Source organism: Sphingomonas yantingensis (genome assembly GCF_014199325.1).
Lineage (GTDB): Bacteria > Pseudomonadota > Alphaproteobacteria > Sphingomonadales > Sphingomonadaceae > Sphingomonas > Sphingomonas yantingensis.
Genome location: NZ_JACIJJ010000002.1, coordinates 706,568 through 728,881 on the forward strand (window position 1 = coordinate 706,568; position 22,314 = coordinate 728,881).

At 66.4% G+C, this 22,314-nt stretch carries 21 protein-coding genes; 8 read left to right on the forward strand and 13 right to left on the reverse strand.

Annotated features, from left to right (window positions below):
• Nucleotides 1-73: 73 nt before the first annotated feature.
• A complete protein-coding gene (locus FHR19_RS17980; protein ID WP_184027421.1) occupies nt 74-1,303 on the forward strand; it encodes a cytochrome P450 in 1,230 nt (409 codons plus the stop codon).
• Nucleotides 1,300-2,109, forward strand: a complete 810-nt coding sequence (locus FHR19_RS09545) for an enoyl-CoA hydratase/isomerase family protein (protein ID WP_184027423.1) — start codon at nt 1,300-1,302, stop codon at nt 2,107-2,109. Before FHR19_RS17980 ends, FHR19_RS09545 begins: the two co-directional genes overlap by 4 nt.
• 35 nt (nt 2,110-2,144) lie before the next feature.
• Here the strand turns inward: FHR19_RS09545 and FHR19_RS09550 are convergent, their stop codons facing one another.
• From FHR19_RS09550 to FHR19_RS09560, 3 genes are read right to left on the reverse strand one after another with little or no spacing between them, the layout of a single operon-like run.
• Entirely contained in the window at nt 2,145-3,392 is a 1,248-nt protein-coding gene (locus FHR19_RS09550; RefSeq protein ID WP_184027425.1) for a cytochrome P450, read from the reverse strand.
• A 36-nt stretch (nt 3,393-3,428) separates the two neighbouring features.
• Nucleotides 3,429-4,190 (reverse strand): SDR family NAD(P)-dependent oxidoreductase, encoded by a 762-nt coding sequence (locus FHR19_RS09555; RefSeq protein WP_184027427.1) that lies wholly within the window; start codon nt 4,188-4,190, stop codon nt 3,429-3,431.
• Between the two features lie 4 nt (nt 4,191-4,194).
• Nucleotides 4,195-5,082 (reverse strand): metal-dependent hydrolase, encoded by an 888-nt coding sequence (locus FHR19_RS09560; protein ID WP_184027429.1) that lies wholly within the window; start codon nt 5,080-5,082, stop codon nt 4,195-4,197.
• 137 nt (nt 5,083-5,219) lie between these two features.
• On the opposite strand from FHR19_RS09560, the gene FHR19_RS09565 reads away from it, so the two are divergent.
• The gene (locus tag FHR19_RS09565; protein WP_246359417.1) at nt 5,220-5,936 is read left to right on the forward strand and encodes an enoyl-CoA hydratase-related protein; all 717 of its coding nucleotides are present in this window, start codon (nt 5,220-5,222) and stop codon (nt 5,934-5,936) included.
• A 12-nt stretch (nt 5,937-5,948) separates the two neighbouring features.
• Here the strand turns inward: FHR19_RS09565 and FHR19_RS09570 are convergent, their stop codons facing one another.
• Both FHR19_RS09570 and FHR19_RS09575 read right to left on the reverse strand, forming a co-directional pair.
• Nucleotides 5,949-6,752 carry a crotonase/enoyl-CoA hydratase family protein gene (locus FHR19_RS09570; RefSeq protein ID WP_184027434.1) on the reverse strand — a complete coding sequence of 268 codons (804 nt, stop codon included), beginning with the start codon at nt 6,750-6,752 and terminating at the stop codon, nt 5,949-5,951.
• Between the two features lie 17 nt (nt 6,753-6,769).
• The gene (locus FHR19_RS09575) at nt 6,770-7,090 is read right to left on the reverse strand and encodes a hypothetical protein (RefSeq protein WP_184027437.1); all 321 of its coding nucleotides are present in this window, start codon (nt 7,088-7,090) and stop codon (nt 6,770-6,772) included.
• 141 nt (nt 7,091-7,231) lie between these two features.
• Here FHR19_RS09575 and FHR19_RS09580 point away from each other — a divergent pair, with 141 nt between their 5' ends.
• Nucleotides 7,232-7,975, forward strand: a complete 744-nt coding sequence (locus tag FHR19_RS09580) for a GntR family transcriptional regulator (RefSeq protein ID WP_184027440.1) — start codon at nt 7,232-7,234, stop codon at nt 7,973-7,975.
• 19 nt (nt 7,976-7,994) lie between these two features.
• Here the strand turns inward: FHR19_RS09580 and FHR19_RS09585 are convergent, their stop codons facing one another.
• The 7 genes from FHR19_RS09585 to FHR19_RS09615 form a co-directional block, all read right to left on the reverse strand.
• Nucleotides 7,995-8,900: a crotonase/enoyl-CoA hydratase family protein gene (locus FHR19_RS09585; protein WP_184027443.1), complete on the reverse strand. Its 906-nt coding sequence runs from the start codon at nt 8,898-8,900 to the stop codon at nt 7,995-7,997.
• A gap of 1 nt (nt 8,901) precedes the next feature.
• Nucleotides 8,902-9,474 (reverse strand): nuclear transport factor 2 family protein, encoded by a 573-nt coding sequence (locus tag FHR19_RS09590; protein ID WP_184027445.1) that lies wholly within the window; start codon nt 9,472-9,474, stop codon nt 8,902-8,904.
• Nucleotides 9,471-10,628, reverse strand: coding sequence for an NADH:flavin oxidoreductase (locus FHR19_RS09595; RefSeq protein ID WP_184027448.1), 1,158 nt, complete (start codon nt 10,626-10,628; stop codon nt 9,471-9,473). The genes FHR19_RS09590 and FHR19_RS09595 overlap by 4 nt, the downstream gene beginning before the upstream one ends.
• Nucleotides 10,629-10,719: 91 nt before the next feature.
• Complete coding sequence (locus FHR19_RS09600; protein WP_184027450.1) at nt 10,720-12,297, reverse strand: AMP-binding protein; 1,578 nt, start codon at nt 12,295-12,297, stop codon at nt 10,720-10,722.
• A gap of 53 nt (nt 12,298-12,350) precedes the next feature.
• A complete protein-coding gene (locus FHR19_RS09605) occupies nt 12,351-13,538 on the reverse strand; it encodes an acyl-CoA dehydrogenase family protein (RefSeq protein ID WP_184027452.1) in 1,188 nt (395 codons plus the stop codon).
• Entirely contained in the window at nt 13,535-14,620 is a 1,086-nt protein-coding gene (locus tag FHR19_RS09610; RefSeq protein WP_184027455.1) for an acyl-CoA dehydrogenase family protein, read from the reverse strand. The genes FHR19_RS09605 and FHR19_RS09610 overlap by 4 nt, the downstream gene beginning before the upstream one ends.
• A complete protein-coding gene (locus FHR19_RS09615) occupies nt 14,613-15,044 on the reverse strand; it encodes an acyl-CoA thioesterase (protein ID WP_221228451.1) in 432 nt (143 codons plus the stop codon). Before FHR19_RS09615 ends, FHR19_RS09610 begins: the two co-directional genes overlap by 8 nt.
• A gap of 205 nt (nt 15,045-15,249) precedes the next feature.
• Between FHR19_RS09615 and FHR19_RS09620 the strand changes: the two genes are divergently transcribed.
• Nucleotides 15,250-17,373, forward strand: coding sequence for a 3-hydroxyacyl-CoA dehydrogenase NAD-binding domain-containing protein (locus FHR19_RS09620; protein WP_184027460.1), 2,124 nt, complete (start codon nt 15,250-15,252; stop codon nt 17,371-17,373).
• 30 nt (nt 17,374-17,403) lie between these two features.
• On the opposite strand, the gene FHR19_RS09625 is transcribed toward FHR19_RS09620, so the two are convergent.
• Complete coding sequence (locus FHR19_RS09625; protein ID WP_184027462.1) at nt 17,404-19,215, reverse strand: AMP-binding protein; 1,812 nt, start codon at nt 19,213-19,215, stop codon at nt 17,404-17,406.
• Nucleotides 19,216-19,496: 281 nt separating this feature from the next.
• Here FHR19_RS09625 and FHR19_RS09630 point away from each other — a divergent pair, with 281 nt between their 5' ends.
• The 3 genes from FHR19_RS09630 to FHR19_RS09640 all read left to right on the forward strand — a co-directional run bounded on the left by FHR19_RS09630 (nt 19,497) and on the right by FHR19_RS09640 (nt 22,313).
• Nucleotides 19,497-20,300: a helix-turn-helix domain-containing protein gene (locus FHR19_RS09630; protein WP_184027464.1), complete on the forward strand. Its 804-nt coding sequence runs from the start codon at nt 19,497-19,499 to the stop codon at nt 20,298-20,300.
• Nucleotides 20,301-20,375: 75 nt separating this feature from the next.
• Complete coding sequence (locus FHR19_RS09635; RefSeq protein ID WP_184027466.1) at nt 20,376-21,161, forward strand: enoyl-CoA hydratase; 786 nt, start codon at nt 20,376-20,378, stop codon at nt 21,159-21,161.
• Between the two features lie 3 nt (nt 21,162-21,164).
• On the forward strand, nt 21,165-22,313 hold the full coding sequence (locus FHR19_RS09640) for an acyl-CoA dehydrogenase family protein (protein ID WP_184027468.1): 1,149 nt from the start codon (nt 21,165-21,167) through the stop codon (nt 22,311-22,313).
• The last annotated feature ends 1 nt before the right edge of the window (nt 22,314 follow it).

Below are 22,314 nucleotides of genomic sequence, written 5' to 3' on the forward strand. Positions count from 1 at the left end.
TCGATGCGTCGTGCTGTTGGCGGCAACGCCACACGGTTATGGTTGAGTCCGGCTTGGTTGGGGAGCGGGTGCGGTGACAGCGAACATCGGATCGACGGCGCGGCCGTCGCATGTTCCGGTCGAGCGGGTTGTCAACTTCGATGTCTACGACCTGCCGGGATCGGCGGAGGACGTTCAACTCGCGTATCGGGCGTTCCAGCAATCGGCTCCCGCCGTGTTCTGGACACCGCACAATGGCGGCCACTGGGTCGCCACCCGCGCCGAGCATATCGAAGCGATCCAGAAGGATACCGCGACCTTCTCGCACCAGCGGATCACGTTGCCCCGGCTGCCCGACGCCGTGCCCCGGCAGATCCCGCTCGAACTCGACCCGCCCGAGCACGCGCCCTATCGCCGTCCGCTGATGCAGGCGCTGCTTCCTAGGGTCGTGAACGCGATGGAGGCGGCGGTCCGTGCCCGCGCGGTGGAACTCATCGAGCCGCTGGTCGCGCAGGGCCGATGCGAATTCATCGACGAGTTCGCAGCGATCTTTCCCGTGTCGGTTTTCCTCGAACTGGTGAACATCCCGCAGAGCGATCGCGGCATGCTGCGTGAAATGGCCGAGCGATCGGTACGGGCGAGCGACAATGCGGTGCGGATGTCCTCGTTCGAGGATCTCGGTGCCTATCTGGCGCCGATCGTCTCGGCGCGGCGCGAGGCGCCGGGCAACGACCTGCTCAGCACGATCGTCAATGCGGAAATCGGCGGCGAGAAGATCGCCTTCGACAAGGCGATATCCTTCTCGATGCTGGTCATGTTCGGTGGCCTGGACACGGTCGCATCGATGCTCGGCTTCATCGCGCGGTTCCTCGCGACCCATGACGGGGTGCGGCGACAGATCGCGGCGCGGCTGGACGATGCGGCGTTCCTGCGGCATGCGACCGAGGAGTTGTTGCGCCGGCACGGCGTCGCGAACACGGCGCGGGTCCTGACGCGCGACGTCGAGTTGGACGGCGCGGTGCTGAAGGCGGGTGAGATGATCCTGCCGCCGAACATGCTCGTCGGCCTGGACGAACGGAAGGTGAGCGACCCGACGACCGTCGATCTCTCCCGCCCCTTTCCGATCCATCATGCCACGTTCGGCAACGGCGTGCACACCTGCCCCGGTGCGGTGCTTGCCCGCCGCGAGATACAGGTGTTCCTCGAAGAATGGCTTCGCCGAATCCCCGACTTCCGGATCCGGGCGGGCACCCGCCCGGTCATGGCGACGGGCATGGTGAACGGCGTCCTGAAGCTCGAACTGGAATGGGAAGCTGCTGCATGACCGCCGAAACGATCCTGATCGACACGCCGGAGGACGGTGTGCGACGCCTGACGCTCAACCGGCCGGAGGCGCTCAACGCCTTTACCTGGCCAATGTATCAGGCGTTGCTGGATGCGCTCGTCGCGATCGGCGACGATCCATCGGTGCGGGCGGTGATCCTGACGGGCAGCGGGCGCGGCTTCTGTTCGGGGCACGATTTGCGCGCAGCCGGGGTCAATCCGCACGCGCGCGAGGATCGCGGCCGGATCTATAACAACCGCCAGAGCGTGAGCGCGCTGGGACGCATCCCGATCGCGATGCGCGGCCTGCCACAGCCGATCATCTGTGCGGTGAACGGCGTGGTGGCGGGTGTCGGCTATACGCTGGCGCTGGCGTCGGACATGACCATCGCGGCGCGGTCGGCGAAGTTCGTCAACACGATCCACAATGCCGCGACGGGGGCCGAACTGGGCCTGTCCTACATGATGTCTCGCGCGGTCGGTAGCCAGCGCGCGGCGGAACTGCTGCTGACCGCGCGGCCGGTGCCAGCCGACGAGGCCGAGCGGATCGGCCTGATCCTGCGCGCGGTGGATGACGACCGGCTGATGGACGAGGCGCTGTCGATCGCGCGCGCCGTCGCGGCAAACGTGCCGATGGGCATCGCGCTGACGAAGCAGTCGCTCTGGCTCAATCAGAGTGCGGGCAGCCTCGAGGCGGCGATCGAACTGGAGGCTCGCGCGGTCCAGATCGCACAGTCGACCGCCGACGCTGCCGAGAAGCGCAGCGCGTTCATCGAAAAGCGCGCTCCCCGGTTCACCAGCGAATAGGGCAGCGGCGGGCCTGCGCCCGCCGCGTCCGGCACCTAGTCGAAGCGCACGTGGATTGCCTTTGGTCCGCGCAGTGCCATGCCGCACACTTCGGGCGGCGGAAAATCCCCATCCAGCCGCAGGCGCGGCAGGCGGTCGAGCAACGCATTGAGCGCGTTGACCATTTCAAGGCGGGCCAGGTGCTGGCCGATGCACATATGCGGTCCGTATCCGAACGCCGCATGGTTGCGGGTCGCGCGGCTGATGTCGAACGCATCGGGGCGCTCGAACGCCTTTTCGTCGCGATTTGCAGAGGCAAGGAAGACCATCATGTGGTCACCCGGATTGATCGTCACGCCGCCAAGCTCGACCGTCTCGACCGGCGTGCGCGAAATTCCGGGAACCGGGCAGTTCCAGCGTAGGCCTTCCTCGATCGCCTTGGGCACCAGCGTGCGATCGGCCTTGACCTGTTCGAACTGGTCCGGATGCGTGAGGAGCGCCGTCAGCACGCTGGAGAAGCCGTTGAAGCTCGTGTCACCGCCGGCATTCATCAACTGGCGGAAGAACGAGATGACGACATTGTCGGGCAACCGCTCTCCATCAACCTCGGCGGTGGCGATCGTCGACATGAAATCACCCTCGCGCGGATTGTCCCGGCGGTCGTGAACGACGGCCGTCAGATAATCCTTCAGCTTGGTGACGGCATCCATGCCGTGTTCCGTGTCGAAGGTGATCGCGATCTGGCCGAAGGCGAGCTTGTGGAACACTGCCCGATCCTCGATCGGCAGGCCCATCAGCTCATGAATGAAATGGAAAGGGAAATGCAGCGTGAACTCGCTGATGAGTTCGGCACGGCCTCTCCCTTCGAAGCCATCGATCAGGTCGTTGATCATGCGGGGAATCAGATGTTCGCCCCAGCTGGCGATCATCTTGGGCATGAAGGCCTTCTGAAAGAGCTGCCGGTACCTGGCGTGGTCCGGATTATCCATGATGGTGATCGAGTCGCCGAAGAACACACCCATATTGTGCCCGTAGACCGTGTTCGAATACAGTTTGGGGGCGAGCAGGACGTCCTTGACCTCCTTGTAGCCGAGGACCGCTACATGCCGCAGATGCGCCATCGTCAGATCGCCATGCAGTCCGAAATGCCGGCGGAGATCGCCATCGAAGACCGGGCTTAGGTCGCGGAGGCGCTTCAATTCCGGATAGAAGTCGCTGATCGATCCCTCACCCGCATCCTTCATGGCGGTGAACGGATTATAGTGGGGGTCGTTGAAATCCTGAATCTTGCTGATCGCCTTCATTCGATTCTACCTTTGGGAAGCAAAGTTCAATTCGGGTCAGCGCGCCTGCTGACCGCCGGCGACACAGATATTCTCGCCCGTCACCATCGCGGCGCCGGACGAACAGAGCCAGATCACGGCGTCGGCGACTTCCGACGGTTCGATGATGCGACCGATCGGCTGGGTTTGCGCGGCAAGCTCCTGCTGCTGCCTGGCGTCGAGGAAACGCTCGACCGCGGCGGTGCGGGTCAGGCCGGGGGAGACGCAATTGACGCGGATATGGTCGGCCGCGACCGCGTTGGCGGCGTAGCGCGTCATCTGGATCACGCCGGCCTTCGCCGCCGAATAGGCGATGTTGGCTTCGGGCGCATAGGCGACGCCGGCCATCGAGGCGGTGTTGACGATCGCGCCGCCGCCGCTTTCGCGCATCACGGGTAGCTCGTGTTTCATGCAGAGCCAGGGGGCCCGCATCGAAACCGCCACCGTGCGGTCCCAATCTTCCACCGTCAGATCGCCAATCCCGCGACCCCAGCTGAAGCCGACATTGTTGAAGGCGAGGTGGAGGCCACCAAAGGTCGATCGCGCGCGGGCGACGAGCGACACCACATCGGCTTCCGCCGTCGCATCGGCGCGCTGGAAACAGGCACGGCCGCCTGCCGCCTCGATCTCGGTCGCCAGCGCTTCGCCGGCCGTGTCGTCGATGTCGCTGACGAGGACCACCGCACCGCGTTCGGCAAACGCAAGCGCGGCCGCGCGGCCGATGCCGGCGGCGGCGCCGGTCACGAGGGCGACCTTGCCGTCGAAGGGACGATCGGTCATCGTCTCAGGCTGTCGCCATCGCGTCGTTGGCCGCACTGCGCGACGGCCGGGCTAGGTCCCCGCCCGGCTCGAACCGGCGCAGGTAGTCGACCATCCCCTTCGGCGTCCGCTTGCGTGCGGGATTGTACCACGGCAAGAAAACCTTGAGCAGTTGCGGCAGGGTGTGCCGCTTCTGAAAGTCCCTCAGCTCCTTGATGTCGCCGTCTAGCTTCGCCTTCTGCGCCCCGCTCATCGACAGACGGTCGATGTCCAGCATGTAGGCGAACATGCGGTCCATATAGCCGTTCAGATGCCGCATGGCGAAGATGGTGCCGTAGAGGCGGTAGAAATAGCCGTTCTTGATGGCGTTCCACAGACCGCGACCGAACATCGCGTGATAGAGGTTGAAGCAGACCTCGCGATGCTCGAACTCTTCGGCCATGTGCCATTTCCAGAGCGCGACGGCGTTGGGATGGGCGCCCTCGAGCATCCCGTCGCTCCGCTCGAACCAGACGCCGCCGGCGACGGCGCCGAGCGATTCGAACCCGTCGGCATAGGCCAGCAGGAACTTGAGCGACCGGTCGCGCAGAAAGCCGTTCAGATCGTCGGTCAACTGCTGCTCGAACTCGGCAAGCTTGGGATACCCCTGGGCGATGAGGACCTTGTTGAACAGGCGATGCTGGCGGAAATGCTGCGATTCCTGACCGATGAAGCCGCGGACATCCTCGCGCAGCGCGTCGTCTTCCGGTGGAAGATCCTCGATCGCGGCCTGAAGAATCTTGATGAGCCAGGGTTCGATCGGCGTCGGGATGAGGGAGGTCGCGTTCTGATACTGGGCGAACGCGACGTTGCGCGCCCAGTGCGGGCGCACGCCGGTGTAATCGACCTTGGGATAGCGGACCACCAGCGACATCCTCGCCTCTCCTCGCCTCTCACTTTGGCCCGGTATAGCATCGCAGGCCCGGTTTGGCGCATCGCGCCTGCGATGTGTGGCGCAGCGGCTGGTCGGCGGCAGCGAGCCGAAGGATCGTGGGGCGCAGGGAGACAATGATGACGTTGAGGATCGAAGAACCCGCATCCGGCGTGATGCTGCTGACACTGGATCGCCCGGCGCAGCGGAACGCGATCGACCTTGCGCTGGCCGATGCGCTGGCGGCGGCGCTGGCCGAGTTCGAGGCCGAGCCGCGCTGGCGGGCAGGGGTCGTGACGGGGGCGCCGCCGGCCTTTTGCGCGGGGCTCGATCTAAAGGCGTTTTCCGCGCCCGACGCGCCGCGCAACCGGGTGACCGAGGTGATCGTCGCCATCGCGGGCCGGCACAAGCCGATGATCGCTGCGGTCAATGGCGCGGCTTACACTGGCGGGCTGGAGATTGCGATCTCCTGCGATTTCATCATCGCGGCGGAAAGCGCGCGCTTCGCCGATACCCATGCCAAGATCGGTGCGCTGTCGGGAAGCGGCATGGGATCGCGCCTGCCACGTGCGGTCGGCGCGCGCTTCGCCCGTCAGATGATGCTTACCTGCGCGCCGATCGACGCGGCGACGGCGCTTCGCGTCGGTCTGGCAAACGAGGTCGTTGCCGACGACGCGCTGCTGCCCCGCGCGATCGAGCTGGCGGCGCTGATGGCGGGCCACGACCCGGAGATCGTCGGCATCGCCAAACAGGTCGTCGACCGCGGGACCGAGGCGACGTTGGCCGAAGCGATTGCGATCGAGCGTGAGGCGCTCGCCCGTCGCAAGGCGCAGGGGGCGATGACCTGGAAGCGCTGAGCAGCCAGCCGGTCAGCCGCCGGTGAAGATCGGGTCGCGCTTGTCGAGAAAGGCGTTCACCGCCTCCTGATGATCGGCGGTTTCGTGGGCGAGCGCCTGATAGGCGGCGGAAAGCTCGAGGATCTCCGACATGCGCTGGGTCTGTGCCTCGCGCAGCAGCCGCTTGGTCAGGCGCAAGGCGCGGGCGGGGTTGGCGGCGATCCGGCGGGCGAGGGCGAACGCCTCGTCCATCAGGGTCTCGTCGGGTACGACCCGACCCACCAGGCCAAGCGCCGCGGCCTCCTCGGCGGAATAGCGGTCGCCGGTGAAGAACATCTCGGCCGCGCGCGCATAGCCGACGACGCGCTGGAGCGACCAGGCGCCCCCGTCCCCGGGGACGATGCCGACCTTGATGAAGCTGGCGGAGAACTTCGCGCTCGCCGCGGCTAGTCGCATGTCGCACAGGCATGCCAGATCGCAGCCGAGGCCGACGGCATGGCCGTTGACCGCGGCGATCAGCGGCACCTCGCATGCCATGAACGCACTGGTGATCCGCTGGACGCCGCGGCGATAATTGTGACGCGTCGAGTCGGGCTGATCGAGCGGCCCGATCCCGTTGCGTTGCTGCATCGCTTTCAGGTTGCCGCCCGCGGAAAAGGCGCGGCCGTTGCCCGTGACGATACCGACCGAGATCGAGCGATCGTCGGTCAGCGCCTCGATCGCGCGGACGAGATCGTCGCAATCCTCGTGCGTCGCGACCGCGTTGAGCGTGTCCGGCCTGTTCAGGCGGATGACGGCAATCGGTCCCTCGACCGAAACTTCGACGAAATCACCCATGGCAATGCTCCCGTTTCTCAGCCGGCCGCGACCGGGTGCCAGGCCACCACGCTGACCTGTGACGTGTCGATCGCATCGGTAATCGGCATCGCGTCGGTACCCGCGCGGTTGCCGATCTCGGCCAGCGTCGCGCGGATGTCGTTGCTTTCGACCTCGTAGATCGCCAGGAACCGATAGGGGCCTTCACCCACGACGGTGAAGCGCTCGGCCGATACGAAACCCGGCACCGCGAGCATGTCGGGCATGTCGGGCATGTGCCGGTCATCGTACCATCGCTCGTAATCGGCCTCTCGCCCCGCGATGGCGTGGGAGTGAGCGACGAGTTTGTAGCGGGCCATGAGCGATCTCCTTGCCCGATTGCTATCAGGGCGCGGGCGGGGCAGAAACCGGCGGGTCGAGGCATCGTCGATGTGATACGGGCCGTGATCCGGCCGAATGCCTTGCATGGTTCGCAACGTTGCCGGATATGTTGTCCTGTCATGAAACTCGCGGCCGGCCCCATTCCGCTCTATCACCAGCTCGAACAGGATCTGGCGGCCCGTATCGTCGCCGGTGAATTCGCCGAGGGACAGGTCCTTCCGACCGAGGAGCAGATCTGCCGCGACTATGGCGTCAGCCGCATCACGGTGCGAAAGGCGCTCGACACGCTGATGTCGCAAGGCCTCATCCTGCGGCGGCGCGGTGTCGGATCGTTCGTCGCCGAGCGGCGGCGCGGCGTCCACGCGATTCATCTGAGCGGTTCGCTCGACGAATTCCTGTCGAGCGCGTCGCAGCTGCGGCCCAAGGTCCTGTCGCTTGGCATATGCCCGGCGCCCAGCGAGATCGCCGAGGATTTCGGCCTCTCGCCGCGCGGACATGTGCTGCGCCTCGAACTGCTCAGCCATGGCGAGGAGGGGCCATTGGCGCATGCCTGCTTCTATTTCCGGCAGGAGGTGGACGCTGTGCTGACGGCCGAGGATCTGAGTCACCAGGAGCCCGTGATCCGGACCGTCGAGCGAAAGCTGGGCGTGCGGATCGCGCGTGCTTCGCAAGTGATCGAGGCTGCCGCCGCCGAAGCCGAAACCGCGAAGCATCTGGGGCTGAAGGTCAACCGCCCGCTCTTGAAGACCAGCCGGCGTTACTACACCGCAGAGGGCGAGCTGATCGAGGTCGCGCAGCTCCTCTATCACCCCGAGCGCTACCGGTACGAGGTCGAGCTGCGCGCGGCACCCTTCGCCGTCTGAACGCCGCGGCAGGCGCGGATCAGCCCCGCCCCCGCACCCTCACGATACCGTCGCCATAGGGGGCGTCGCGGTTTTGCAGCGCGACCTTAAGGCCGTGCTCTTTCATATCCGCCTTGAACTGCGTGCGGCGCGGCCCGCTGGCCAGGTGACCGCGGGCGTCAAGCTCGGCGGCATAGCGTTGCAGGGTGCGGGCACCCATCTGCTCGAGCGCGAAGTCGACGACGCGCTTGTGACAGGCAAGCAATTCAGGATCGGTGGCGGCAATCCGTTGGGCTAGCGCCTTGACCTCGCGATCGAGTGTGTCGGCGGGCCAGGATTCGATGGCGAGGCCGATCTTCACGGCATCGAGGCCGCTCATCTTGTCGCCGGTAAACAGCATTCGCTTCGCCCATTGCGGACCGCAGTGATACAGCCACATGTGCGCTGGCGGCGTTCCGTTCGCCCGCGTCGCCGGGAAGCCGATCCGCGCGTCGTCGGCGACGATCACGAGATCGCAGGAAAGCGCGATGTCGGTGCCGCCGGCCAGGCAATTGCCGTGAACCTTCGCGATCACCGGCTTGTGAAGCTCGGCGACGATCAGCGAGAAAGCCTGCGTGCGCAGCAGCGACCAGACATCGTCGTCGAACCGCTTACCCGATTCCCGATACTTGTAATCGCCGAGTTCGGTGGTTTCGCCGCGACCGGCATAGGCCCCGGTCAGATCATAGCCCGCGCAGAAGTCCTTGCCCGCACCGGCAAGGATGATGACATTGATGTCGAGCCGGTCGTCGGCCTCGAGCATCGCGTCGCGCATCTCGCTCAGCATCGCGGGGCCGAGGGCATTGCGCTTGTCGGGCTGGTTGAAGGTGATCGTGGCGACGGGACCATCGACCTCGAAGAGGATGAAATCGGGCTCGTACAGCCACTTGCCGCGATAGTCCTTCATCCTATTTCCCTTCTATCGGTTGGCCGGTCAGTGCCGCGATGTCCTCGTCGCTGGAACGTGCCCAGAACGGTGCCCATGTCGGAAACGCGCCGGGCAGGTCGGGCAGACGATCGGCCCAGCGATCCCATTGCTGAAAGGGCGGGGCGGGCCGCTCGAGCACGTCGGACGAATACCAGTGCTTCTCGGCGCGTGTGACGAAATACCATTGGCCGTTCCGCCGCGCGTACCGATCGAAATAGACGATCGCCATCGCCACCCATCGATCGCCGTCCTCATGTTCCGCGCGACAATAGACGGTGCCGACGGCGTTGTCGGCATCCTCAAAATCCACGACCTGGCCGCAGACGAGATGGATCGAGCGATAAAAGGTCCGCACGCCCGGATCGATCCAGCTTCGCAGCGCCTCGTGCCCCTTGCCCCGCCGGCCGCAATCGACATCGTCGACGAACAGGCCGAGCCACGCGTCGATGTCGCGCGCATCGATCGCCCGGGCATAACGGGTTGGTAGCTCGCCGATCGCCTGACGCGATTCGATGCGGTCGATCCGGGCCAGAAGATCGGCCGCGTCGCTCATGTGAGCCTCGTCAGATTGGCGCTGTCGAACGGCAAAAAGGGTTCGCCGCGGATCGCCTTTCCGACCCAGTCGGGATCGTTGAGGAGCGATCGGCCAACCCCGATCAGGTCGAATTCCCCGCGCTCGAACCGCTCGACCAGCTTGCCGAGATTGTCCGACGCGCCCGATCCGCTGTCGATATGATGGTCGCGCTTGCCCTGGTCCAGGCCGACGCCGCCGACGACCATGCCGAGCTTTCCGGTCAGCTTCTTCGCCCATCCGCCGAGGTTGAGCGGCGATCCGTCGAACGCCGGCGTGTCGAAATAGCGCTGGCTGCCGTCGAAGATATCGACCCCCGCATCGGCGATCGGCCCCAGGATCGCCTCGAGCTCGGCCGGCGTGTCGGCCAGCCGTGCCAGATAGTCCTGCATCTTGAATTGCGAGAAGCGCAGCAGGATCGGCAAGCCGTCTCCGATCGCCGCGCGGATCGCGCGCACGACCTCGACCACGAAGGTGGTCCGCTGCACGGCATCGCCGCCCCAGCGATCGGTCCGCCGGTTGGTGCCCGCCCAGAGAAAATTGTCGAGCACATAGCCATGGCCGCCGTGGATCGCGATGCCGTCGAACCCCAGCTTGGCCGCATGACCGGCGCTCCGGGCATAGGCCGCGATGACGTCGGCGATGTCCTCCTCGGTCATCGGCGGCGTGTCTACGTTCAGTCGCACCAGATGGTCGTCGGCGAGGCTGACCTTGCCCAGTGGGCCGAGGATGCCGCTCGGCCGGCGGGGGCCGACATCGGGGTCGGGGCTCGTCGCCGCGTCGCGCATCGCGCCCTGATGCCAGAGCTGCGGCATGATCCGCCCACCGGCGGCGTCCACCTCGTCGATCACCCGACGCCAGCCGGCCAGCGGCGCATCGCCGTACATTGCTGGGACCGCCGCGGTGTCGACGGCCGCGGGATCGTCGATCGCGACCCCCTCCGTCACGATCAGGCCGACCTGCCCCGCTGCCCGCCGACGGTAATAGGCAGCGACGTCCTCGCCCGGCACGCGGCCCGGCGAATGTTCACGAGTCATCGGCGCCATGACGAAGCGGTTGGCGACGGTGAGATCACGTACCGTCAGCGGCGTCAGGAGCGGGGCAAGGCGATACCTCCCCGTCAGATTGTCCGTCATGACTCGACGCTATCCAATCCGGCGTCATGCGCCAATTCGGCGGGCTCGCGCATCGCGCCTGCGATCCGCCACGGCGTCGGGTCGGGGTGCATCAGGCGAGCTTGCGCAAGTCGACCTTCGACACCTTTCCGGTCGGATTGCGCGGCAGCGCATCGACGAAGGTGACGACGCGTGGCACCTTGTAGTTCGCCATCTCGGCACGGCACCAGGTGATAACGCCGGCTTCGTCGAGCACCGCATCGGCCCGCGGCACGATGAAGGCGCGGCCGACCTGACCCAACCGCGGATCGTCGATCCCGATCACGGCGGCCTCGGCCACGCCATCGATCCGGGCAAGCTGCTGCTCGATCTCCGCCGGATAGGTGTTGAACCCGCCGACGATGTACATGTCCTTGAGCCGGTCGGTGATCGCCAGATTGCCGGCCGCATCGAACACGCCGACATCGCCCGTGCGCAGATACCCGTCGGCGGTAAAGGCAGCCGCGGTCGCGGCGTCATCCTCGAAATAACCACGCATGACCTGCGGGCCCTTGATGACGATCTCACCGGGAGTGCCGGGCGGCACCGCTTGTCCGTCGCCGTCGATCAGCCGGACGTCGAGATTGTCGAGCGGGCGGCCGGTCGTCGTCGCGATGACGATCGCGCTGTCGCCGGGCCGGGTATGGCTGACCGAGCCTGCGGCCTCGGTCAGGCCATAGCCGGCGGACACCGCCGCCACGCCGAAAGTGGCTTGCATCTGTTCGATCAGGACGACGGGGATCGTCGTGGCACCGGTCATCGCCGACCGGAGCGAGGAGGTGTCGTACCGGGCAAAGTCGGGATGCTCGAGAATGCCCTGATACACGGTCGGGACCGCGGGCAGGACCGATACCCGGTCACGTTCGATCAAGGTCAGCAACGTATCCGCATCGAGGCTTTGCGCGATGACGAGCGTGATGCCGTAGAGGAAGGCGGCCTGCCATCCGGCACGATAGCCGGCATTGTGCGCGAAGGGATATGTGACCGCCAACACGTCGCCCGGTCCGAACCGGCTCACACAGGCCTGTTGCTGCTCACACGCGATTAGGCTCTGGGCGTTGGTTATCGGTACGCCCTTGGGGACGCCCGTGGTTCCCGATGTGAAGATGATGTCGGCCAGTCCGTCCGGATCGATCCCGGCGATGCGGGCGTCCAGCTCGGTCGCCGGGACGCCAGCTCCGGCCGCCACGAAGCGTGACCAGCTCGTTACCCGCCCATCTTCCGCATCGCCGCCGAAGACGATGATGCGGCGCAGGTCCGGCAGATCGAGGTCGAGGATGCCGCCAACGAAATCGGTCGATCCGAAGCCCGGATCGCAGAAGAGGAAGCGGACACGTGCCCGCGCGAGAACGTGCGACACCTCGCGAGGTTTGAGCCGCGTGCTCGCGGGGATGAGCGTCCCGCCCGCCGCCTGGATGGCGAGCGCGGCGACGATCCATTCGGACTGGTTCACCGCCCAGATCGCCGCGCAGTCGCCGGGCGCGAAGCCGGCGGCGATCAGGCCGCGCGTCGCCGCCCGAGCGGCATCGAGCACGTCGCCATAGGTGATTGTCCGGTCGCCCTCGCGGATCGCGACGGCGGCGGGCTGCCGATCGGCCATCGCGGCAAAGGCGTGGAAGGGGGAGGGGAAGGGGAGCGCTGGGTCGAACATGGTTCAGGATCCGGGCGAAAGCGTGTGGGGATGCTCAGCGGGCGGGGCGGCGGTCATCGCGGCAATCCGAGGAGCCGTTCGGCGATCACGTTCCGCATGATCTCGTTGCTGCCGCCGGCGATCGTCCAGCTATAGCTTTTGAGAAACGCATAGGTCGCGTCTTCGGGCGTCAGTCCCCCGCAGCGCAGCGGCTCGGTCTCGATCTGTCCGCCAAGGCCATCCAGCTGCGCGGTGAAGCCGGTATAATCCTGAAGCAGCGTCGCCCAGTAGAGCTTGATATAGGTCGCGATCTCTCCGCCGCCGTGCGGGTCGCGGTCGATCTGGGCCAGCAATTCGCCAACCATATGCTTCATCGCCCGTACGCGCGGATAGAAGGCGGCGAACGCCTCCCGCCGCGCCGGATCCCGCCGCAAAAGCTCGCGATGGCGAACGGCATCACGCTGGATCGCGTGGACCAGCCGCTCGCTGTTCTCGAAGATCAGCAGCCCGCGTTCGGCGGTCAGCGTCGACTGGGCGATCCGCCAGCCATCATTCTCCGCACCGATCAGGTTCGCGGCCGGAATCTCGACATCGTCGAAAAAGACTTCAGCGAACTCGGCCTCGCCGGTGATCTGCCGGATCGGCTTGATCGTCAGGCCCGGCGACTTCATGTCGAGGATGAAGTAGGAAATGCCGTCATGCTTGCGCGCCGCACCTGGATCGGTGCGTGCCAGCAGCAGGCAATAGTCAGCGAAGATGCCATAGGACGACCAGATCTTCTGCCCGTTGACGACATAGACGTCGCCGCGCCGTTCGGCGCGGGTCCGTAGCGACGCTAGGTCGGAGCCGGCACCCGGCTCTGAAAATCCCTGGCACCAGATGTCACCGCCGCTGCGCGCGCCCTCCAGATAGCGCTCGCGCTGATCGGCGGTGCCGTAGGCGAAGAGCGTGGCGGGCATGTGATAGAGCGAGATGGTGAACAGATCGGTGTTCGGCGCATCGGCGCGTGCCATTTCCTCGTACAGCACGACCTGCGCCGCCAGCGACAGGTCCGCGCCGCCCCATCCCTTGGGCCAATGCGCGGTGGCCAGCCCCGCCGCGGTCTGGGCGGCGTACCACTCGCGCTGAACGGCGAGATAGCCATGCTCGCCCTCCCGGTGGATGCGGCCCTTCCAGTCGGCGGGGATCGCGCCGGGGAGCCATTCGCGAAGGGCGGCGCGGAACGCGTCCAGGTCTCGTGCGGCGGCGAGCAGGTCGGTCATGCCGCGATCTCCAAGTCGAGCGCGCTTGCGGCCCGCGCAAGGTGAAGCGACCTGTCGCCAAACAACAGCTCGATCAGACGGGCTCGCTTGAGGAACAGGTGGCACGCCTGCTCGGCCGTAAAGCCGATCCCGCCGTGCAACTGGATCGCATCGCGCGCGAGTTCGGCATAGTTGGCGCAGGCAAGGGCCTTCGCCGCCGATGCCTCGCTCGGTGCGAGCCTGTCGTCCGCGGCGGCGAGTGCGGCGGCCGAGGCCAGCAGCAGGCGGTCGCCCTCGAGCCGGGTCTGGTGGTCGGCAACGCGGTGCTTGAGCGCCTGGAAAGAGCCGATCGGCTTTCCGAACTGCTGGCGCGTCTTCAGATAGTCGATCGTGAGCGGGAGCAGCGCCTGCGATCCGCCGACCGCCTCCGCCGCCAGCGCCAGCGAGGCATGAATGGCGAGCGCCTCCTCGACCTTTCCATTCGTGCCGAACACGGCCTCGGCGGATATCGGCCGGTCGCGATAGACGATGTCCGACAGCGTGTGACCGTGATCCCAGAGCGGGAGCCCCTCGACCTGCTCGGGCGAGAGCAGGACGCGACGAAGGCTGCCATCGGGCGCGACGGCCAGATGCAGCAAGCGATCGGCATCGGCGGCATCGAGCATGCGCGTCGTGCCGGAGAGGTGCCACCCGTCGACAGTGGGTGCGATCGTCAGGGTCGGCGGCTGAAGCGGGGCAGGGGGATCGATCGCGACGACCGCACCGGCGACGATCATCGGCAGCCAGTTGGCCTGCTGCGTCTCGCTTGCGCCGCGCGCGATCGCATCGGCGGCGAGCATCGTCGACAGGAGCGGCACCGGCGCGACCGCGCGGCCCGCCTCTTCGTAGAGAGCGACGAGCGCATCGATTCCCAGGCCGAGCCCGCCATGGGCCTCGGGCACTGAGAGTGCGGTCCAGCCGAGCCCGACGATCGTGTCCCACAGCGGTCGCGCCATCCCGCGGGCATGGTCGAAATGGGCGAGCACCGTATCGACGCTCGCCTCGACGCTGAGCACGTCGCGAAAACTCGCCTTCAGGCCGTCGACGTCGAGAAAATCATCCATCGTGCGCAGGTCCAGTTGTTCGTGCGGTCGCGGGGGTCGCCGGGACGAGGTCGGCTATCGCCTGCTTCTGTTCGGGCGTAAGCGCGACGGGGCGGCGCGTGTCGGGCGCGACGAAGACATGGGTGAAGTGGCCGACCGCAGCGGGGACCGCCTCTCCATCCCGGAACAGCGCGATCTCGTAGCGGAGGCTCTTGTCGCCGATGCGGCCGATGCGAACTCGCGCCTCGACGGTCTCGGGGAATTCGATCGATGCCAGAAACTCGCAGCCGCTGGCGATGCACAGGCCGATCGATGCGGCCGGACCGCGCAGGACGCCCCGCTCGATCGCCAATGTCGTCAGGGCGGTGTCGAACCAGCTATAGTAGATCGCGTTGTTGACGTGGCCATAGGCGTCGCAATCGGCCCAGCGGCTGGCGATCGCCAAGCCCCATCCATAATTTTCGCGGCGTTCCTCGCGAGCGTGCATCGATCCTCTTCCCGTTGTCGTCCGCCGCTTACGCTGCCGAGCGGGCGGACGGCGAGGGGCGACCCGCGATATCGGCACGGCGATACCCGCACCTCGCCGCTTTCCTCCGCCGATGCGCGCGCTATCGCCAAGCCGACTCCCTTTGGCTTCCAAGGATATTCGCATGTCGCAGGATCCCGACACCGCCGTCCGTTATGACGTGCATGGCGACGTCGCCGTGCTCACCATCGACTTTCCGCCGGTCAACGCGCTAGGCGCGGCGATGAAGGAGGGGATGGTCCGTCGGATGCGACAGGCGGCCGAGGATGACGCGGTCCATGCGATCGTCGTCATCGGCGACAACGACCGGTTCGTGGCCGGTGCCGACATCCGGGAATTCGGCAAGCCGCCGCGCGGGCCGACGCTGCTCGAGGTACAGGACCTCCTTGAATTCAGCGAGAAACCGGTGGTGTGCGCGATCGACGGCCATGCGCTGGGCGGCGGACTCGAGCTTGCGCTGGCGGCGCCATTCCGGGTCGCGGCGTCGCGCGCCAAGCTCGGCCTGCCCGAGGTCAATCTCGGCCTGCTCCCGGGCGGCGGTGGAACGCAGCGACTGACGCGCATCGCCGGGCCGGAGGTCGCGCTCGACCTGATCCTGAGCGGCAAGCATATCGGTGCCGCCAAGGCGAAGGAACTGGGGCTCGTCGACGAGGTGACGGACGCGGACCTCCTGACCGCGGCGATCGACTTCGCCCGGCGCAAGGCGGACGCGGGCGGGCCGTGGCCGCGTGCGATCGAACGAACCGACAAGGTGGCGACCGCCGATTCCGCGCTGTTCGAAAAGACCCGCAGCGCCAACGCCAAAAAGTGGGCCGGCACGATCGCGCCGTTCCGGATCGTCGATTGCGTCGAGGCGGCGTGCACCCGGTCGCCGCAGGACGGCCTCGAGTTCGAGAAGGCGGCGTTCAAGGAATGCCTCGAAGCGCCGAGCCGCGCCGCGCAGGTGCACCTGTTCTTTGCGGAGCGACAGGCCGCCAAGGTCGAGGGCCTCGATCCCGCCGCCAAGCCGCGCGACATCGCCAAGGTCGGCGTGATCGGTGCGGGCACGATGGGCGGCGGCATCGCGATGTCGGTGGTCAATGCAGGGATCGCCTGCGTCCTGCTGGAGGTCACGCAGGACGCGCTCGACGCCGGCCTCGAGAAGGTGCGCGGCAATTACGACATCTCGATCAAGCGCGGCTCGCGCAGCCAGGCGCAGGTGGACGCGGCCCTGGGGTTACTCACCTCTACCCTCGATTATGACGATCTGGCCGATTGCGACCTGGTGATCGAGGCGGTGTTCGAGAACATGGGCGTCAAGAAGGAGATTTTCGGGACGCTGGACCGGGTGACAAAGCCGGACGCAATCCTCGCCTCCAACACGTCCGCGCTCGACATCGACGAGATCGCCGCGGCGACCGGCCGTCCCGAAAACGTGATCGGGATGCACTTCTTCTCGCCCGCCAACGTCATGAAACTGTGCGAGAATGTCCGCGGCACCAAGTCGTCCGACACCACGATCGCGACGGTCATGGCCTTTGCCAAACGGATCGGCAAGGTGCCGGTGCTGGCCGGCAATTGCGAGGGGTTCATCGGCAACCGCATCCTCAAGATCTATGGCCAGGAGGCGGATCTGATCCTCGAGCAGGGAGCTGCGCCGTGGGACGTCGATCGCGCGCTCAAGGGCTTCGGCTTCCCGATGGGCCTTTACCTCATGCGTGACATGTCGGGCCTCGATGTCGGCTATCGGATGCGGCAGGGGCGGATCGAGGCGGGCACGCTCGACACGTCCAGCCCGGAATATTCGCCGCTCGCCGACCGGATCGTCGAAGCGGGGCGGCACGGACAGAAGACGGGTGCCGGATACTACAAGTACGAAGGCCGCGATGCGTCGCCGGATCCGGCGGTGCTCGACATGCTCCGGGACGTTGCAGCCGCCAAGCAGGTCCCCCAGCGCCGCTTCACCGACGAAGAGATCGTCGAGCAGATCCTGGCGGCGATGGCGAACGAAGGGGCCAAGATCCTCGAAGAGGGCATCGCGCAGCGGGCCAGCGATATCGACGTGACCTACGTCTATGGCTACGGCTTCCCGAAGCATGAAGGCGGCCCGATGTTCTGGGCGCAGCGCAAGGGCCTCGACAAGCTGCTCGAGATCGTTCGCGCCAATCACGCGAAGTTCGGCGATCGCTGGAAGCCCGCGGCGCTGCTGGAAGCGCGCGTCGCCGACGGAAAGGATTGGGACGGAAAGCCGATCGCCGGCGCAGGCTGAACGGCGCGCCCGGCGCGACGGCGCCGGGCGTCAGTCGATCCCGATCGTGCGCGGCGACGGCGGAGAGGCGTAGAGTTCCTCGACCACGTCGGCCCGGCGGGCCAGCACCGCGCGCGCCGCTGCCGTCGCCTTGTCGGTCAGTTCGCCGTTCGAAAGGCTCGGCAGCTCCGTTTCCAGAACGATCCGGACGATACGCTGCGAACTGCCGCCTGCCGTCCGGGCGAGGCCGGTCAGGCGTTCGGCGATCCAGTCGCGCAGCGCCGGGGCGGCGACCACCGTTTCGATGTCGGCATCGGCCGGGAGCCCGGCCATGCGGCGCGCGGCGGCATGATCGGGGAAGCCGATCGCGGTGACGCGGTCACGCTGCGCCCCGGCGATCACCGCATCCTTGAGCACCGGCGCCAGCGCCTCGAGAAGCTTGGCGCGCAGCGGCGCGACCGTGACCCAGGTGCCGGACGTGAGCTTGAAGTTTTCCGACGTGCGGCCGTGAAACAGGAAGCCCTCTTCGAGCCGGTCCGGGTCGATCGCCTTGATGAGATCGCCGGTCAGGAAGAAGCCTTCGTCGTCGAACGCCGCCGCGGTCAGGTCCGGCCGCTTCCAATAGCCCGGCGTGATGCTGTCGCCGGCGAACCGAAGTTCGAAGGCGTCCTCGAACGGCACCAGTTTGACGGTGACGCCGGGCACCGGCAGGCCGGTTTCGGGTTTGCGATGCTGCTCCCAACTCGATTGCATCGGCGTGGGGCCGCACTCGGTCGAGCCGAGGCCCGAAACCATCAGGACGCGCTGCCCGGTCTCCGCAACGGCAAGGTCGTCGAGCGCCGACCACAGATGTGTCGCGAGCGAAGCGGCGCCGTACTGGAGCAACTTCAGATTGGCGAAGAACGCTTGGCGGAGCTCCGCGTCGGTCTGAAGGTGCGGGATGAGCGCCTCGAACCCGCTCGGCGAGGTGATGTAGATATTGATCGGATAGCGCTTGAGGTTGGCGATCGTCGCGGCGACGCCGCCGGGCGTCGGCTTCCCCTCGTCGATGTGAAGCGTCCCGCCTGCCCACAGCGCGAAGCCGAAATTGTTGTTGCCGCCGAAGGTATGATGCCAGGGAAGCCAATCGACCAGCACCGGTGGCTCATCCTGCAGGAAGGCATAGACGAGCATGTTCTGCGCGCGGTTGTCGGCGAGCATTCGATGCGACAGCATGACCGGCTTGGGCGTGCCGCTCGATCCCGATGTAAAGAGGATCTTGGCGACTTGATCCATCGCAATCGACGCCTCGCGATCGCGCGACGAAGCGGTTGGTTCGGTCGCCAGAAGACCGGCGAGCGACAGCGTGTCGCGACCGGGCACGGGCCGCCCGCCCGAAATCACGGGCATGTCGGGCGGGACGGCGGCGGCGATCGCAGCGGCGTATCGCTCGCCATCCGCGACATAGATCGCGCCGGCTCCCAACGACGCGATCACCGAAGACAATTTGGCGAAGTCGTTGGCGAGCAGCGCATAGGCGGGTGAAATCGGGGCTGCCGGAATCCCGGCAAACATCGCCCCGAGGGTGATGCGTGCGCAGTCGATACTGTTCTCGGCGAGGATCGCGAGCGGCCGTTCGTCCGAAAGCGGCAATTCGGCCAGCGCCGCGGCGACTGCCCGTGCATCGGCCAGTGCCTCGCCGAACGACCAGCGTCGCCGGCCATCCTCGTACGCTTCGGTCAGGAACGTGCGATCGGGATGCGCCGTGGCCCACATTTCGAGCCGCTGATTCCAGTTCTGCACCACCGGCGCGGGCTCGGCGGCGTGCCGGACGAGCACCGAACCATCGGCCCGCCGGGTGACGATCGCTGCTTTCGCGCCCATCCGAACGGGTCGCACCGGGTAGGCGCTGCTGTCGATTCCGCGCGAGTCGCGTTCCTGGAGCTGGGTCATGGGGGTGTTTGAGCCGCCCGGCGCCCGCTTTGCAATTGTCCTGCCGCAGCATCGGATAGCCGATGGGATCACTTGTCGCGGCGCACCTTTTTGTCGCTGAGAATGAACCGTCGACCGTACATCTATTGTTATGACAACATGCCCACTTGACGCGTACGACATATCAGCAGACGATGCGTGCAGATCGGTACACCGGCGCATGGAGAGGACGGATGGCAACCCTGGACGTGAAGAAGATCAAGTCGGCCAAGCGCGTGCTGGAGATCTTCGAGTTCTTCAATTCGAAGCGTTCGGAAGCGACGGTCATGGAGATCGCCCGCGAATACGGTTATCCGCAATCAAGCACGTCGGAACTGCTCGGCTGTCTCGTCGAACTGGGTTTCCTGACCCGTGATCGGTATCGCCGGACCTATCGGCCGACGGCCAAAGTCGCGATGCTCGGCGCCTGGACGCATCCTCGCCTGTTCCGCCGCGGTCATCTGCTCACGCTGATGGACGATCTGGCTGCCGAGCTCGAGTGCTCGGTCGTGCTGACCGGCTGCGTCGGTCTGCGCACCGAGCATCTCGAGGTCGTCCACGGCGGCACCGACTTGCCCGGGATCGAAAATGCCGGGCCGCTCAGCCGTGGTCAGCTGGGCCGGCTGCTGCTGTCGGTTCACGACCGGATCGCGATCCGCAAGCTGGTGCATCGCATGAACAGCGAAGCCGCAGAGGATCAGCGCGTGCGTTGCGAGGACTTCCTTGTGGAGATCGACGATATCCGGACACAGGGTTTCGCGGTCAGCGCCGGGCTGTCGGAGGGCGCTGGCGGGATCGTTGCCGTGCGCCTGCCGCAGAGCGCGACCAACGAGAATCTCGCGCTCTCCGTGGTGGTCGGCGAGGGGGATCTGCGCGGCTGCGGCTTTTTCCTTCGGGCGTTGCGCGAAACCGTCGCGACGCTGGCAACGCCGGCACCTCTGACAGTGCGACACGGCGCATTGCAGGGTCAGACGCCGCTCTACGCCCGCGTCGGCTGAACGCCCGAAGCGACGTAAGCTTTCGCAAGGTGGTGCCGCCTCGCGGCGCCACCTTCGCATCATTGGGGGAATTTCGTGACCGACCAGATCCTGACGCGCAAGGACGGCGCGATCGGCCGTATCATCTTCAACAATCCCGGCAAGATGAACGCCATGTCGCTGGCGATGTGGGAAGGCATGGGCCAGGCGATGAAGGCGTTCGAGGCGGACGACGAAGTCCGCGTGGTCGTCTTCTCCGGTGAAGGGGGCAAGGCCTTCGTCGCCGGGGCCGACGTCTCCAAATATGCCGAGGAGCGCGGTGCCGCCGATGCGCAGGAGCATTACGCCAGGACCGGCGAGGATGCCCTGCAGGCGATCTACCGATCGAAGAAGGTGACGGTCGCGGCGATCGACGGCTATTGCATCGGCGGCGGCGTATCGGTCGCGCTGGTCTGTGACCTTCGCTATTGTTCGGCCAAATCGTCGTTCGGTCAGCCGGCGATGAATATCGGTATCGGTTACCGCTATTCATCGCTGCGGCGTATGGTCGACATCGTCGGCTATGGTGCGGCCAAGGATATGCTGCTCGGCGGCCTGCGCTTCGATGCGCAGGAGGCATATGCGAAGGGACTGGTCGGCCGGGTCGTGCCTGACAAGGAGTTCGATGGCTGGATCGAGAAGATCGTCGGCAACATCGCGATTGGCGCCCCCCTGACCGCCGAAGACATCAAATACACGCTCTGGACTTACGCGCAGGACGAATCGAAGCGCGACCTCGCCCGCTGCGAGGAGCTGTTCCAGATCTGCTACGCCTCGGAGGATTACAAGGAAGGTATTTCGGCCTTCGCCGAGAAGCGCAAGCCGGTCTTCACTGGCCGCTGATCGATGGACCTTCGCCCGACGCCCGAGGAAGCCGCGTTCCGCCGCGAGGTACGCGACTTCATCCGCGCGGAACTCGATCCCGCGACGCATCGCAAGATGCTCGATGGGCGATTGCCGAACCGGGACGAGGTGGTTGCCTGGCAGCGCGCGCTCAATGCGCGTGGCTGGGCGACGCCCGCCTGGCCGCGCGAGCATGGCGGACCGGGTTGGGGGCCGGTCGAGCGCGCAATCTTCCTCGACGAGCTGCATCAGGCGCCGGCGCCCGAGCCGGTGTCGTTCAACGTCGCGATGCTGGGGCCGGTGCTGATCCGCTACGGCACCGAAGCGCAGAAGAATCGGTTCCTCGGCCCGACCGCCAATCTCGACATCTGGTGGTGTCAGGGGTTTTCGGAGCCGGGCGCCGGGTCGGATCTGGCGGCGGTGCGCACGCGCGCGGTGCGTGACGGCGACGACTATGTCGTGACAGGCCACAAGATTTGGCAGGGTATGGCCCACCATGCCGATTGGATGTTCACGCTGGTCCGCACCGATCCAACCGCGGCGAAGCGGCAGGCGGGTCTGTCGTTCCTGCTGATCGACCTGCGCCTGCCCGGCGTGACGATCCGGCCGATCATCACGATCGATGGCCGGCACGAGGTGAACGAGGTCTTCCTCGATGAGGTGCGCGTTCCCGCCGACTGCCTGGTCGGCGCGGAAAACGATGGCTGGACCGTGACCAAGGCGCTCTTGTCAAGCGAGCGGACCAACATCGCCCGGATCGGCATGACCAAGCATATCCTGCGCCGGATCAAGACGCAGGCGGCGGGGGATGCCGGGCTGTTGGCCAAGGCGGCGGCGATCGAGGCCGAATTGCGCATGCTGGAGGTGACGCAGCTTCGTATCCTCGATGCCCAGCGTCGGTCCGACGGTGCCGATCCGCGATCGTCGGTGCTGAAGCTGAAGGGCGTCGAACTGAGACAAGCGGCGTCGGAGCTGCTGGTGCAGGCGATCGGCCCGGCGGCGCTCCGTGCCGATCCCGAAGGGCCCGAGGCGATCGAGGATGCGCAGGGCACCGCGCTTCCGAACTATGCGGTCCTGCGCGCGGCATCGATCTATGGCGGCGCGAGCGAGGTGCAGAAGACCATCCTTGCCAAGAACGTGCTGGGGCTCTGAG